The organism is Pseudomonas sp. AU11447 (assembly GCF_001672555.2).
In the GTDB taxonomy this organism is placed as follows: domain Bacteria; phylum Pseudomonadota; class Gammaproteobacteria; order Pseudomonadales; family Pseudomonadaceae; genus Pseudomonas; species Pseudomonas nitroreducens.
The window spans coordinates 164,582-178,849 of record NZ_LZDG02000038.1 but is presented as its reverse complement, the minus strand read 5'-3'; the positions used below and the strand labels follow the sequence as shown (position 1 = coordinate 178,849).

The window sequence follows — 14,268 nt, the reverse complement described above, 5'->3', positions numbered from 1 at the left end:
TCACGCCTTTGGTTCGGCATCTGCGTGCCGGCCTATCGGGCACTGAGTGAACTATGTACTGGAACTCCCTAGGCAATCTCGAAAGCACGCGCTCACGTGAGGACAGCAACAACTTCCTGCTCATCAGGGTTGTCGCTGCCCTCATGGTGGTTGCTGGCCATTCTCTGGGACTGTCAATCGAAGGGACCCCGGAAAACCTGGAAAAAATCACCTACGCCGGCATTCGGCCACACGGCCTTGGCGTGCTTATTTTTTTCTGCATCAGTGGTTTTCTGGTTACCGGTAGCATCTGCAAGCGCAATAGTCTGAAGGAATACTCCATTTCGAGACTGTGCAGGATACTCCCGGCACTATGGGCGTGCATTGCCAGCACCACACTTTTCGCAGGCACCTTTCTCTCCAGCCACCCTCTTCTAGAGTTTCTCCAACACCCGGAATTCTTGAACTACGTGTGGAAGAATTCCTTCCTGATTGCAGCGCAGTTCTCACTCCCCTATGTTGACCTCGGAAAATACGGGATAAATGGAAGCCTATGGACCATCCCTATCGAGGCCAGACTCTATCTCTACATAGCAGTCTTCTATCTGGTCGGTGCGCTTCGTAATCTGAAATTATTCACCGTCGTACTCACCATTTTCTGGGGACTTCTCGTCTTCGATCATCTTCCGCTACTGGAAAAAAACACCGAAACACTAAAGCTGACAATCTGCTTCTTCAGTGGATGCGCGCTCTTTCTGCTTCGCCATCGAATCCCAGCCAGCAAGCGGCTAGCTCTCGTGATAACCACACTAGCCTTGCTGATCTACTTCTCTCTGCAGAACAGCGTCCTTATCTACTTCGCCGTGGGATATTTGGCCATACTTCTCGCCTACTCGAAGAAGATCCCGAGCCCTTTCGGAACTGCTGACTACTCATACGGAATCTACCTGTACTCCTTCCCCATCCAACAATGCATCATCCATTCACGACCGGAAATCTCTGCTATTGAACTAGCAATCATCGCTATTCCACTCTCAATGCTCGCCGCCGCCGCTTCCTGGCATTTCGTAGAAAAGCCATTCCTCGACTTGAAAAAATCCTGGCTCGTCAAAGTAGCGAAGATAGAAAAGCACGCGTTGTCGACTGCATCGACATCCGCACAGTCCCCGGACCGTTAACTGGAAAAAAGATGGCAGCAGCTTCGACAAGAAACCAATGGCTGGATATCTGCCGCAGCCTGGCAATTTCCCTGGTGCTGTTGTCGCATGGCCGGCATTTTCTCACGCCTGCGTTTCCTGCCGCTCAGAACTTCAAGTTCGGGGGCTTTCTCGGTGTTGAACTGTTCTTCGTGCTATCTGGATTCCTGATAGGCGGTATCATTCTGCGCTCGGCCGAAGAGTCTCGCTCTGCCGTATCCTGGGTACCTCTATTCTGGACGCGACGGTGGCTGAGAACACTTCCAAACTATCTGCTTTTTCTCACCATCAACATTGCATTGGCGCATTCGATTCGCCCTGCCGACCTACCCAACATTTTCTATTACATAACTTTCACCCAAAGTCTGGCTTGGCAGCATCCGCCTTTTTTTGGTGAGGCATGGAGCCTGGCTGTCGAGGAAATATTCTATTTGTTGAGCCCACTGCTGATCGCAGCCTTCATGTATTTCGGGGCCACGGCAGAAAAGGCGATGCTGAGAACTGCCATGCTGGTCATACTCACCAGCACAACCCTACGAATTCTCGCGCTAATCCTGAACAATCCAACAATGGACGAAGGGCTGAGAAAAATTACCGTCTTCCGGCTCGACTCGATTATGTTCGGCGTACTCGCGGCACTTCTCGTGAAACGCTATAAGGAGCAGACAACGATTTTCCGACTGGCGGTGGGACTTTCCGTTATATTTTTTGTATGCGGCTACGTAGCCTCATGGCCAGACAGCAGCCTGAATGAAAGCTATGCGATACGTTCGAGTATTTTCACAATGGCATCGCTCGGAGGAGTGGGACTCGTCCTACTGGGAATAACCAGTAAAATCCGATGCAATATTTCCTTCGTCACCGAAAGGATATCCAGATGGTCTTATTCCGCCTATCTGGCTAATTTGCCAGTCCTGATGTTGCTAATGAAATTCAAAGTTCCGGTGACAGATAGCCTGTCCTGCATCGCCCTATTTTTGGCATTCATATTCCTCACCTTCCTAGTCTCAGCCTTGGTCTACAAGTTCTTCGAAGCCAAAATACTCAGACTACGCGACAAGAAATTCAGCGAGAACATCCGTACACACGTAGCGCAGTAGAGTGCGATTGGGCACACCACCAGTTTGCTGGAAATCCCAAGCTGCGTGGGTGCCGCTGGCCGAGCTTGCAGATGCCAGGCGGCATTCGCTCAGCGATTAGAGATCACTCTCTTATCTGGCAATACATACCGCGGCGAGATGAGCAGGACGCTCGGGCATGCTCGCTGCGTAGATACTTAGCGGATGACAGAATCGCTGCCGATCTGAATGGTGTCCCGGAGAGGGGTCGAACCTCCAACCTTCCCCTTAGGAGGGGGACGCTCTATCCAATTGAGCTACCGGGACAATCGGGTCGGCATGTTAACCACCGACAAGCGATTTGTCATGCCACCGCCACCGGCGCGGTCCATAATTTTGCCGTCAGCCGGAGAATCACCATGACCTCAGTAGACGGCGCCCTGCCCGACTCCCCCTTCGCCACCTTCGATGTACGCGTCGCCACGGTCGAGGACGCTGCGGCCCTCGCTCCGCTACTGCAGCAACTGGGAACCCGCGACCCGCTGCCCGACACCGCGCTGCTCGCGCTGGCCCTGGGCAACCAGCTACCGTCACGAGTGACACTCATCGCCGAGCGTGATGGAGCCTTGCTGGGCACCTGCACCCTGCACCTGATCGAACACATCGCCCATGGCTTCGCCCGCTCGGCAATCCTCGAAGACATGGTGGTGGACAGCCGTGCGCGCGGCCAGGGTATCGGCCAGGCGCTGATCGGCCGAGCCGTGGAGTGGGCGCGGGACTGGAAGTGCTACAAGCTGGCGCTCTCCAGCCACCAGGACCGGGAAATGGCACACCGTTTCTACGCAGCGATGGGCTTTGCGCCCCACGGTGTCAGCCTGTCGCTGAGCCTGGACTGACCTCAGCTGGCCTGGGCATCCGGAGGGGCGAGCAGGTCCAGCAGATGGCCGACCGTCACCTCCAGGGACACCGAGTTGTCCAACTCCACCAGCGGGCCCGGCAGGCCATCGGCGAAGTGCGCATTGCGCGCCAGGCGCTCCTCGATTTCCGTCGGCGTCTCCCGCCCACGCTTGAGCAGACGCTGGCGCAGCACATCAGCCTCGACCTTCAGCAGCACCGCGATCAACTGTGGATAGCGACGGCGGGCTTCAGGCAGGTATTTGCGTGAACCATTGACCAGCACGTCGTGACCGGCGGCAAGCCAGTCATCGATCTCGCGGGGAATTCCGTAGTGCAGGCCATTGGCACGCCAGCTCATGGCGAAAGCACCGGAACGCTCCAGGCGGCTGAACTCCTCGACGCTCACCGAAAGCGCTTCCTCGCCACGCGCTTCAGCGGAGCGAGTGATGACGCGTCGGACAATCCGGCAATCCATCGCGGCCAGGGGAGCGCTGGCTGCCTGCAATACGCTGTCCTTGCCGGATCCCGAAGGGCCCATCAGGAAAATCAGTCTGCCAGGGGTCATAAGACTCTCGGTACACCGGCGGCTCGGTGCTACTTCAATTCTGATCCGCAGGCCGGATAATACGCTGAGCCTTGTGCGATATCAGTGAAAACTCATCATGAAAGACCGCTGAAGCGGCATCCGCTGACTCGTCGCTGGGCGCTGTGCCATCATGCAGCCTGCTCCGAAGCGAACCCATCGGGCTGCCCAACGGCAGGCTGCCACGGATGACATATCGACTACGCTGACGGATATGGGCACATCGCCAGCTTTCCCCCTTAACTCCCATCTAAAGAAAGGTCTGCCTAGGCGGTCTCATTTCGGACGATTGGTGCTGGCATTTAGCCTTCACCCAAGACACAATATGCCGAAGGTTTGACGTCAAGTTATTGGATATTTTCACAAAAGCTTTGACGACGCGCTGAACGGCCATTGGAAATCGCTGTCAAAGGGCCTGAACGAACGCTGACCCATGGCATCGGCCTCCCTGACTTACAGGTTTAAAGTATGCGCCCATTGAAACAGGCAACCCCCACCTACTCCAGCCGTACTGCTGACAAATTCGTCGTACGTCTGCCCGAAGGCATGCGTGAGCGTATCGCCGACGTCGCCCGCAGCCACCACCGCAGCATGAACTCCGAGATCATCGCGCGTCTCGAACAGAGCCTGCTGCAGGAAGGTGCCCTGCAGGACAACCTGGGCATCCGCCTGGACAGCCCGGAACTCAGCCTGCACGAACGCGAACTGCTGCAGCGCTTCCGCCAGCTGACCCACCGTCAGCAGAACGCTTTGATCGCCCTGATCGCGCACGATGCCGAGATGGCGCAGAACGAAGCCTGATTCGCTCGCGACACCCGAAACAGCCGGCCTCGAGCCGGCTTTTTCATGCGCGCGTTTTCATGCCCTCCAGGTCCGCATGGCGGGCACAAAAAAGCCGCCTCACGGGCGGCCTTTTCGGCGGGATGGGCGCTACATCAGGAACAGCGTGGCCAGCCCGAGGAAGATGAAGAAGCCACCACTGTCGGTCATGGCGGTAATCATCACGCTGGAGCCCATCGCAGGGTCGCGCCCCAGGCGCAACAGCGTCATCGGAATCAGCACCCCCATCAACGCAGCAAGCAGCAGGTTCAGCGTCATGGCGCCGGTCATCACGGCGCCCAGCTCCCAGTTGCCGTACAGATAGAAGGCGACCAGGCCGATCACTCCGCCCCACACCAGGCCGTTCACCAACGCTACGCCCAGTTCCTTGCGCAGCAGGCGGTTGGCGCTGCTGGTCTGGATCTGATCCAGGGCCATGGCGCGGACGATCATGGTGATGGTCTGGTTACCGGAGTTGCCGCCGATGCCGGCCACGATGGGCATCAGCGCCGCCAGTGCCACCAGCTTCTCGATGGAGCCTTCGAACAGGCCAATCACTCGCGAGGCGATGAAGGCGGTGACCAGGTTGGTGGCCAGCCAGGCCCAGCGGTTGCCGACCGACTTCCAGACCGAGGCGAAGATGTCTTCCTCTTCACGCAGACCGGCCATGTTCAGGACTTCGCTTTCGCTTTCCTCACGGATCAGGTCGACCATCTCGTCGATGGTCAGACGGCCGATCAGTTTTCCGTTCTTGTCCACCACGGGGGCGGAAATCAGGTCATAACGCTCGAACGCCTGGGCGGCATCGTAGCCATCCTCGTCAGGGCTGAAGGTCACAGGATCGGTGGCCATGACTTCCGCCACGTCCTTGTCCGGATCGTTCACCAGCAGGCGCTTGATCGGCAGCACGCCCTTGAGCACGCCGTCATAGTCGACCACGAAGAGTTTGTCGGTGTGCCCCGGCAGCTCCTTAAGGCGGCGCAGGTAGCGCAATACCACTTCCAGGCTGACATCGTCGCGAATGGTGACCATCTCGAAGTCCATCAGCGCGCCGACCTGGTCTTCCTCGTAGGACAGCGCCGAGCGCACACGCTCGCGCTGCTGCTGGTCGAGGGTTTCCATCAGCTCGTGGACGACATCGCGCGGCAGTTCCGGCGCCAGGTCCGCGAGCTCGTCCGCGTCCATGTCGCGGGCGGCGGCGAGAATCTCGTGATCGTCCATGTCGGCGATCAGGGTTTCCCGCACCGAGTCGGAGACTTCGAGGAGGATGTCGCCGTCGCGCTCGGCCTTGACCAGCTGCCAGACCGTCAGGCGGTCGTCCAGCGGCAGCGATTCGAGGATGTGGGCGATGTCGGCCGGGTGCAACTCGTCCATCTTGCGCTGCAATTCGGCAAGGTTCTGGCGGTGCACGAGGTTTTCGACGAGGTCTTGATGCTGGCCTTCCTGACGGTGCGTCAGGTCTTCCACCAGCTTGTGCTTGTGCAGCAGGTCGACCACCTGGTTGAGGCGGTCCTGCAGGCTTTCCTGCGGCTTCTTGGCTTCTACTTCGGTCATAGCACGCTCCACCCCCAGTGGCAGAACGGGCCAGAGGGGATCAATACATCAGGTCGTGTTTACGCAATCGGGGTTCTGAGTAACTACTGGGTAAGTCCATGGTGGTGTCCCATGCGCCCATCGAGGGCAGATGCGGGAAATGATAACACTCCAAGGTGCATTAGGCGTTACAAAATGGCGGCTAGAACAATCGCTTGCGGGCGAAAGTTCACTGCCGAATCACTGCCCGGTTCGACGCCCGAAAGCTCCCACAGGACACCCGGCTCCGACTGACAAATTCCACTCCTAGGCTGCAGGCAGGCCCGCCAACACGGAGGAAACCATGCGCCTGCCTGCCCTGCTCTGCGCACTCCTGACCTCATGGGTACCGACCACCCAAGCGGCCTCGGTGTTCCGTTGCACTGCCGCCGATGGCAGCGTGCTATTCAGTCAGTATGGCTGCCCCGAAGAACGGCAGCAGAAAATCCAGGAAGCGAGCAATCCCACACCGGGTAGCGGAAAGCCGGTGCCCATGGCGAGAGCACAGGAATCCGCGCCACAGAAGGCCTCGCAGGCGCGAAGCAAAGGCAAGGACAAGGAGGCCGACGATCGCTCCGTGGTGGTGGTCGGCGAGCAGCAGAACGGCTGCGGCAACCGTGTCACAGGCAGCGCGCGGCGCAAGGCAATCATCGAAGGCAGGATCAGGACAGGTATGACCCGCAACGACGTGGAGAGCACCCTGGGAAGGCCCGACAAGGTCAGCCAACACAATGAAACGCTGCGCTACCATTACAACGCGGACAAGAAGCGCGGCGCGCAAACCGTGACCTTCGACGAAGACGGTTGCGTAATGGGCAAGGCGAAGCGCTGAAAGCACTGTCGCTATTTTTCGAAGGCAAAGAAAAAGGGCCTGCATTTCTGCAGGCCCTTTCATATATGGCGCACTCAGGAGGATTCGAACCTCCGACCGCTCGGTTCGTAGCCGAGTACTCTATCCAGCTGAGCTATGAGTGCGTCGTCGGTAAAGTTTAACCAGATTCACCAACTGGTTGCAGCTAACGGCTTTTCAGCCCTTTCGCCACTGAAGCCCCGCTTTCGCGTTGCCTCGTATATGGCGCACTCAGGAGGATTCGAACCTCCGACCGCTCGGTTCGTAGCCGAGTACTCTATCCAGCTGAGCTATGAGTGCGCTGATGAGGGCGCAAATTCTAGAGCGATTTTTCTGATTCGTCAACAAGATTTTTCAATCTTTTCAGTAACTTACGTTACCTGACAAACCATCGCACCAGAGGATGCAATGGCGGAGAGGGGGGGATTCGAACCCCCGACACCCTTTTGAGGTGTACTCCCTTAGCAGGGGAGCGCCTTCGGCCACTCGGCCACCTCTCCGCAACACGGGGCGCATGATATCCATGTTTTCCCCGTTTGCAAAGAAAAATTTTAGAAAAATTAATGGTTTGGTTCTTGGTCTTTCTCTTTCTGGATGCGCTGGTAGATTTCCTCACGGTGCACAGCAACTTCCTTCGGCGCATTCACACCGATACGCACCTGATTTCCTTTGACGCCCAGTACAGTCACGGTGACGTCATCACCGACCATCAGGGTCTCTCCGACCCGGCGAGTCAGAATCAGCATTCCTTTCTCCTTACGTGTTACGGGATAAGCAGTCTGCAAAAAAAGAAATGGTGGCAGATTCGTATAGATCAAGTGCACGAATCCTTCACCCAAGTATTGACCAGTCCTGCCGGAAAGAAAGTTCCTGTCAGACAGTCAAAAACGACAAAAGGCGCGGGGTAGCCGCGCCTTTCGGTAGTTCTCGCCTTACTCGCCCTGTCGGGCCGGGGCGTCGAGTTCGAAAGCGGTGTGCAGGGCACGGACCGCCAACTCGAGGTACTTCTCTTCGATGACCACGGAAACCTTGATTTCCGAGGTGGAGATCATCTGGATGTTGATGGTCTCCTTGGCCAGGGCTTCGAACATGCGGCTGGCCACACCAGCGTGGGAACGCATGCCGACGCCGACGATGGAAACCTTGGCGATGTTGGTGTCGCCGGTGGCTTCGCGCGCACCGATACTGGTGGCGGTCTGCTTGAGGATTTCCAGGGCGGCCTGGTAGTCGTTGCGGTGCACGGTGAAGGTGAAGTCGGTGGTGTTATCGTGCGCGACGTTCTGCACGATCATGTCGACTTCTACATTGGCGGCACTGATCGGGCCGAGAATCTTGAAAGCAACGCCGGGGGTATCCGGTACGCCACGGATGGTCAGCTTGGCTTCGTCGCGGTTGAAGGCGATGCCGGAGATGATCGGCTGTTCCATGGATTCCTCTTCATCAAGGGTAATGAGGGTGCCCGGACCCTCCTGGAAGCTGTGCAGCACGCGCAGCGGGACGTTGTACTTGCCGGCGAATTCCACCGAACGGATCTGCAGCACCTTGGAACCGAGGCTGGCCATTTCCAGCATCTCTTCGAAGGTGATCTTGTCCAGGCGGCGCGCCTGCGGCACGACGCGCGGGTCGGTGGTGTAGACGCCATCGACGTCGGTGTAGATTTGGCACTCATCTGCCTTCAGCGCCGCCGCCAGGGCCACGCCCGTGGTGTCGGAGCCGCCACGGCCGAGGGTGGTGATATTGCCGTGCTCGTCCACACCCTGGAAGCCGGCGACCACGACCACGCGGCCAGCCTTCAGATCTGCGCGAATGTTCGCATCGTCGATGCTCAGGATACGCGCCTTGGTGTGGGAACTGTCGGTCAGGATACGAACCTGGTTACCGGTGTAGGACACCGCCGGCACGCCGCGCTTCATAAGCGCCATGCTCAGCAGGGCGATGGTCACCTGCTCGCCGGTGGAGACCATGACGTCCAGCTCGCGCGGGATCGGCTGATCCATGATCTGTTTGGCCAGACCAATCAGGCGGTTGGTCTCGCCGCTCATGGCGGACACCACCACGACGATGTCGTCGCCCGCTTCACGGAATTTCTTCACCTTCTCGGCTACCTGTTCGATTCTCTCGACGGTGCCGACGGAGGTCCCTCCAAACTTCTGTACGATCAAAGCCATTTCAAAAGCCGCCTGATTCCTGAAGGGCGCCCATTAAACATGCATCACCGCATGCTGCCAAGGCCCGCCGGACGCGCTGCGGGCCCCGTATTTCAGGGCCTTTAGAGGCCCTGTTCGACAAATGTCACTGCCAGCGCCAGAGCTTCGTCCAGCTTGCCGGCATCCACGCCACCGCCCTGGGCCATGTCCGGGCGACCACCGCCCTTTCCGCCCACGGCCGCAGCGGCCTGCTTCATCAGATCGCCGGCCTTGAGCTTGGCGGTCAGGTCCTGGGTCACGCCGGCGACCAGTACGACCTTCTCTTCGAACACGCCGCCCAGCAGGATCACGCCGCTGCCCAGCTTGTTCTTCAGTTGGTCGACCAGCGCCAGCAGCGCCTTGCCGTCGAGGCCGTCGAGACGCGAGGACAGCACCTTCACGCTACCGACGTCCACGGCGGAACCCGCCAGGTCGTCACCGGCTGCGCTGGCGGCCTTGGCCTTGAGCTGCTCCAGCTCCTTCTCCAGCTGACGGTTGCGCTCGATCAGGCCGGACAGCTTGTCCAGCAGGTTGTCGCGGCTGCCCTTGACCAGGCCGGCCGCTTCCTTGAGCTGCTCTTCGGCGCCATTCAGGTACGCCAGCGCAGCAGCGCCGGTGACCGCTTCGATACGGCGCACGCCGGAGGCTACACCGCCTTCGCTGGTGATCTTGAACAGGCCGATGTCGCCGGTACGGGAAACGTGCGTACCGCCGCACAGCTCGACGGAGAAGCTACCGCCCATGCTCAGCACGCGCACCTGATCACCGTACTTCTCGCCGAACAGCGCCATGGCGCCCTTGTTCTTGGCGGATTCGATGTCGGTCTCTTCGGTCTCGACCTCGGAGTTCTTGCGGATTTCGGTGTTGACGATGTCTTCCAGCTGCTTCAGCTGCTCGGGCTTGATCGCCTCGAAGTGGCTGAAGTCGAAGCGCAGGCGCTGGCTGTCGACCAGCGAGCCTTTCTGCTGGACGTGATCGCCCAGCACCTGGCGCAGCGCGGCGTGCAGCAGGTGGGTAGCGGAGTGGTTCAGCGCGGTGGCCTGGCGCACGGAGGCGTCGACTTCGGCTTTGACAGCCGCGCCAACGCTCAGGCTGCCCTGGGCAACCACACCGTGGTGCAGGTGCGCACCACCGGCCTTGGTGGTGTCGCGCACGTCGAAGCGCACGCCAGCACCCTGTAGGTAGCCGCTGTCACCGACCTGGCCGCCGGACTCGGCGTAGAACGGGGTCTGGTCAAGGACGACGACGCCCTCTTCGCCTTCGTTCAGCTGCTCGACGGCCTTGCCATCCTTGAACAGGGCGACGATCTGGCCAGCGCCGGAAACGCCCTGGTAGCCGAGGAAGCGGGTGTCGCCATCCACTTTCACCAGGCTGTTGTAGTCCATGCCGAAGGCGCTGGCGGAGCGAGCACGCTCGCGCTGAGCCTCCATCTCGCGCTCGAAGCCTTCCTCGTCGAGGGTCAGGCTGCGCTCGCGGGCGATGTCGTTGGTCAGGTCCACCGGGAAGCCGTAGGTGTCGTACAGCTTGAACACCACGTTGCCGGGGATGACGCTGCCCTTGAGCTCGGACAGGTCCTGCTCGAGGATCTTCAGGCCCTGCTCCAGGGTCTTGGCGAACTGCTCTTCCTCGGTCTTCAGCACGCGCTCGATGTGCGCCTGCTGCTGCTTGAGCTCAGGGAAGGCTTCGCCCATCTCGCCGACCAGCGCGGCCACGATCTTGTGGAAGAAGGTGCCCTTGGCGCCCAGCTTGTTACCGTGGCGGCAGGCGCGACGGATGATGCGGCGCAGCACGTAGCCGCGGCCTTCGTTGGACGGCAGCACGCCGTCGGCGATCAGGAAGCCGCAGGAACGGATGTGGTCGGCGACCACTTTCAGCGACGGTGCGTCGTCGTTGGCGCAGCCGATGGCGTCGGCCGAAGCTTTCAGCAGGCTCTGGAACAGGTCGATCTCGTAGTTCGAGTGGACGTGCTGCAGCACGGCGCTGATGCGCTCCAGGCCCATGCCGGTGTCCACGCTCGGCGCCGGCAGCGCGTGCATGACGCCGTCCGCGGTGCGGTTGAACTGCATGAAGACGTTGTTCCAGATCTCGATGTAGCGGTCACCGTCTTCTTCCGGCGAGCCAGGCGGGCCGCCCCAGATGTCGGCGCCATGGTCGAAGAAGATCTCGGTGCACGGGCCGCACGGACCGGTGTCGCCCATCGCCCAGAAGTTGTCCGACGCGTAGGGAGCGCCCTTGTTGTCGCCGATACGGACCATGCGTTCGGCGGGAATGCCGACTTCCTTGGTCCAGATATCGTAGGCCTCGTCATCGGTGGCGTAGACGGTGACCCAGAGCTTGTCCTTGGGCAGGTTCAGCCACTTGTCCGAGGTGAGGAATTCCCAGGCATAGGTAATGGCATCGCGCTTGAAATAGTCGCCGAAGCTGAAGTTGCCCAGCATTTCGAAGAAGGTGTGGTGGCGCGCGGTGTAGCCGACGTTTTCCAGGTCGTTGTGCTTGCCGCCGGCACGCACGCACTTCTGGCTGGTGGTGGCGCGGGTGTAGGCGCGCTTTTCCAGGCCCAGGAAGCAGTCCTTGAACTGGTTCATACCTGCGTTGGTGAACAGCAGGGTCGGGTCGTTCGCGGGGATCAGCGAACTGGACGCTACGCGGGTGTGCCCCTTCTCTTCGAAGAAGCGGAGGAAGGCTTCACGGATTTCAGCGCTTTTCATAGGTTCTTCCACGGAAAAATGCGGCCACGAATCGCCGGCAAAGGGCCGCATTATATCGGCCCCGCATCAAGGTTGTAGTGTCTTTGCGCGATAGTTAACCCCTATCGCGCAATAATTTCTGTCAGGAACGACGAAAGGCGGCAAAAGCTTCGACGATACGCGGGATATCGGCGCTTTTCACATCGAGGTGGGTGACCAGGCGCAAGCGCGCTGCCGGGCTGACGCGGATGCCGCGCTCAGCCAGGTGCTCGCCCAGCACGCCGGCCTGCTCGCCAATGCCAACGTAGACCATGTTGGTCTGTACCGGCTCGATGCTGTAGCCCAGCTCAGCGAGGCCACGGCCCAGCGCTTCGGCATTGGCATGGTCATCGGCCAGTCGCTCGACCTGATGGTCCAGCGCGTAAATCGCAGCCGCTGCCAGGCCGCCGGCCTGGCGCATGCCACCACCGACCATCTTGCGCAGGCGGCGCGCGCGGCCGATCAGCTCGGCATCGCCGCAGAGCACCGAGCCCACCGGCGCACCAAGGCCCTTGGACAGGCAGACCGAAACGGAGTCGAAGTGGCGGGTGATCTCACGGGCGTCCACGCCCAGCTTCACCGCCGCGTTGTACAGGCGCGCGCCGTCCAGGTGCAGCGCCAGGCCGCGACGGTGGGTCATTTCGCGCGCAGCCGCCAGGTAGGTCAGCGGCAGGACCTTGCCCTGCATGGTGTTTTCCAGCGCCAGCAGGCGGGTGCGGGCGAAGTGGAAATCGTCCTGCTTGATCGCTGCCTCGACCTTGGTCAGATCCAGCGAACCATCGGCTTCGCCATCGATGGGCTGCGGCTGGATCGAGCCCAGCACGGCGGCGCCGCCACCTTCATATTTATAGGTGTGCGCTTGCTGGCCGACGATGTATTCGTCGCCGCGGCCGCAATGGGCCATCAGGCCGAGCAGGTTGCTCATGGTGCCGGTGGGGACGAACAGCGCGGCAGCGAATCCCAGGCGCTCGGCCAGGGTCGCTTCCAGGCGATTGACCGTCGGGTCTTCGCCGTAGACGTCATCGCCCAGCTCGGCCCGCGCCATCGCCTCGCGCATGCCGGCAGTGGGCAGGGTCACGGTGTCGCTGCGAAGGTCGATGATGGACATGGCAAGGCTCCTCGGGCATCAGGCGGAAAGGGCCGATGCTAAGGGCTTGGAGGCAGAGGAACAAGGCGCGGATTATTAATAGAGCCTCGTCGGCGAGCAGCATCACCTGCAGCCACGCCGGATGCTCCCCTCTCCCTTCAGGGGGAGGGTCAGGGAGGGAGAATGGTGCCAAGTCTACGCCGAAGTATCCCCGTAGCCCGCTCCCCTCTCCCCAGCCCTGGCTACGCGCCCCGCTCCGAAGGGAGAGGGAGCCGTTCGGCGTGAAGGGAAACCGCGAAGCCAGCCGGGAAGAATGGCAAATCAGAGCTCGGTGGGGACCACCAGAATGCCGGCGCGCAGGCCGTTCTTTACCCGCGGGTTGGGGAAGATGATCCGCGCGCCCTGCTCTTCCACGATCCAGCGCGTCCCGCCGATGTCCTCGGCCAGCAGGAAGCCGTGGTCCAGCTCGGTGAAGTTGTCCACCGCGTCGTCCAGGTGCAGGCGGAAGTGGTCGCTGTGCTTGATCACTTCGCGGGAAACGGCGAACAGCTGCAGGCCGTCGAGCTGCGCACCGTCTGCCTCCTGGCCACTGATCACGCCTTCGAGCATGGCTTCCAGGCGATCCAGGTTCACCGCCTGGTTCTGCCCGAACGGCCGCGCCTTGCCCAGCTCCAGGGTAAAGGCCTCGGCGCCCAGGTGGCTGTAGGTGTAGGCACTGAAGGTGATGCCCGGCTTGCTCTGCAGCAGCACGGCGTCGATGCCGGCGCTGCGCAGGCGCGCCAGCTCTTCGCGGGAATGTTCGCGGCCGCTGGCCCAGGGATAGAGCGCGAACTGCTCGATCTTCGAGCCGCGGATCGCGGTGTGCAGGTCGTAGTGCAGGCGCGGGCGGCCTTCGCGGGCGAAGAACGCGGCGGCCAGGCGCTCGAGCTCGGCTGCGCGCAGGGCCTCGTTGCCGCTGCCCTCTTCATGGCGACCGCAGAACAGGCGGTTGATGTCCTGTTCCAGGTAGCGCTCACCACGGCGCATGGCCTCGGGGTTGCCAAGCAGGAACAGCACCCGCGACGCCGGCTTCAGCTCGCCGCGGGCGACGCGGTGCACCAGGCGGTCGAGCAGCTCGATGGGCGCGGTCTCGTTACCATGGATACCGGCCGAGAGCAGCAGGTCGCGGCCATTGTCCCGCGCCACCGGCGGAGTGATTTCAAGGGCGCCTTCGGCCAGCCAGTGCAAACGGGTGCCGTCTGCGGTGAGCTGAATCTTTTCCGTCGGCTCACGGCCGGCGAGGGTCAGTTCGAGCAGTTTGCCCAGGGCTAGCATG

General features: G+C 60.7%; 12 protein-coding genes and 4 tRNA genes. 5 read left to right on the top strand and 11 right to left on the bottom strand.

All coding sequences use genetic code 11. The annotated features are described in order from the left end of the window. The first annotated feature begins 53 nt into the window (after nucleotides 1-53). Nucleotides 54-1,157: an acyltransferase gene (locus tag A6723_RS12185; RefSeq protein WP_054907254.1), complete on the top strand. Its 1,104-nt coding sequence runs from the start codon at nucleotides 54-56 to the stop codon at nucleotides 1,155-1,157. 11 nt (nucleotides 1,158-1,168) lie between these two features. After that, nucleotides 1,169-2,275, top strand: a complete 1,107-nt coding sequence (locus tag A6723_RS12180; RefSeq protein ID WP_054907253.1) for an acyltransferase — start codon at nucleotides 1,169-1,171, stop codon at nucleotides 2,273-2,275. 208 nt (nucleotides 2,276-2,483) lie between these two features. Here the strand turns inward: A6723_RS12180 and A6723_RS12175 are convergent. Beyond that, nucleotides 2,484-2,560 (bottom strand) — tRNA-Arg (locus A6723_RS12175). A 92-nt stretch (nucleotides 2,561-2,652) separates the two neighbouring features. On the opposite strand from A6723_RS12175, the gene A6723_RS12170 reads away from it, so the two are divergent. Further along, the gene (locus A6723_RS12170; protein ID WP_054907252.1) at nucleotides 2,653-3,129 is read left to right on the top strand and encodes a GNAT family N-acetyltransferase; all 477 of its coding nucleotides are present in this window, start codon (nucleotides 2,653-2,655) and stop codon (nucleotides 3,127-3,129) included. Nucleotides 3,130-3,131: 2 nt separating this feature from the next. Here A6723_RS12170 and phnN read toward each other — a convergent pair whose 3' ends face one another. Further along, nucleotides 3,132-3,695, bottom strand: coding sequence for a phosphonate metabolism protein/1,5-bisphosphokinase (PRPP-forming) PhnN (phnN, locus tag A6723_RS12165; protein ID WP_054907251.1), 564 nt, complete (start codon nucleotides 3,693-3,695; stop codon nucleotides 3,132-3,134). Between the two features lie 486 nt (nucleotides 3,696-4,181). On the opposite strand from phnN, the gene amrZ reads away from it, so the two are divergent. Further along, nucleotides 4,182-4,514, top strand: coding sequence for a transcriptional regulator AmrZ (gene amrZ / locus A6723_RS12160; RefSeq protein ID WP_024764908.1), 333 nt, complete (start codon nucleotides 4,182-4,184; stop codon nucleotides 4,512-4,514). A gap of 129 nt (nucleotides 4,515-4,643) precedes the next feature. On the opposite strand, the gene mgtE is transcribed toward amrZ, so the two are convergent. Continuing rightward, nucleotides 4,644-6,086 (bottom strand): magnesium transporter, encoded by a 1,443-nt coding sequence (mgtE, locus tag A6723_RS12155; RefSeq protein ID WP_054907250.1) that lies wholly within the window; start codon nucleotides 6,084-6,086, stop codon nucleotides 4,644-4,646. A gap of 322 nt (nucleotides 6,087-6,408) precedes the next feature. On the opposite strand from mgtE, the gene bamE reads away from it, so the two are divergent. Continuing rightward, nucleotides 6,409-6,936 (top strand): outer membrane protein assembly factor BamE, encoded by a 528-nt coding sequence (gene bamE / locus A6723_RS12150; RefSeq protein WP_054907249.1) that lies wholly within the window; start codon nucleotides 6,409-6,411, stop codon nucleotides 6,934-6,936. A gap of 66 nt (nucleotides 6,937-7,002) precedes the next feature. On the opposite strand, the gene A6723_RS12145 is transcribed toward bamE, so the two are convergent. The 8 genes from A6723_RS12145 to astE all read right to left on the bottom strand — a co-directional run bounded on the left by A6723_RS12145 (nucleotide 7,003) and on the right by astE (nucleotide 14,267). Next, nucleotides 7,003-7,079 (bottom strand) — tRNA-Arg (locus A6723_RS12145). A gap of 98 nt (nucleotides 7,080-7,177) precedes the next feature. Continuing rightward, nucleotides 7,178-7,254: transfer RNA gene (locus A6723_RS12140), tRNA-Arg, on the bottom strand. Between the two features lie 109 nt (nucleotides 7,255-7,363). Next, nucleotides 7,364-7,454, bottom strand: a tRNA-Ser gene (locus tag A6723_RS12135). A 60-nt stretch (nucleotides 7,455-7,514) separates the two neighbouring features. After that, complete coding sequence (gene csrA / locus A6723_RS12130; protein WP_003085981.1) at nucleotides 7,515-7,700, bottom strand: carbon storage regulator CsrA; 186 nt, start codon at nucleotides 7,698-7,700, stop codon at nucleotides 7,515-7,517. Between the two features lie 186 nt (nucleotides 7,701-7,886). Then, entirely contained in the window at nucleotides 7,887-9,122 is a 1,236-nt protein-coding gene (locus tag A6723_RS12125) for an aspartate kinase (protein WP_054907248.1), read from the bottom strand. Between the two features lie 101 nt (nucleotides 9,123-9,223). Beyond that, complete coding sequence (gene alaS, locus A6723_RS12120) at nucleotides 9,224-11,848, bottom strand: alanine--tRNA ligase (protein WP_054907247.1); 2,625 nt, start codon at nucleotides 11,846-11,848, stop codon at nucleotides 9,224-9,226. A gap of 121 nt (nucleotides 11,849-11,969) precedes the next feature. Then, nucleotides 11,970-12,974, bottom strand: coding sequence for a low-specificity L-threonine aldolase (gene ltaE, locus A6723_RS12115; RefSeq protein WP_054907246.1), 1,005 nt, complete (start codon nucleotides 12,972-12,974; stop codon nucleotides 11,970-11,972). Between the two features lie 300 nt (nucleotides 12,975-13,274). Further along, on the bottom strand, nucleotides 13,275-14,267 hold the full coding sequence (gene astE / locus A6723_RS12110; RefSeq protein ID WP_054907245.1) for a succinylglutamate desuccinylase: 993 nt from the start codon (nucleotides 14,265-14,267) through the stop codon (nucleotides 13,275-13,277). Nucleotide 14,268: the final 1 nt, after the last annotated feature.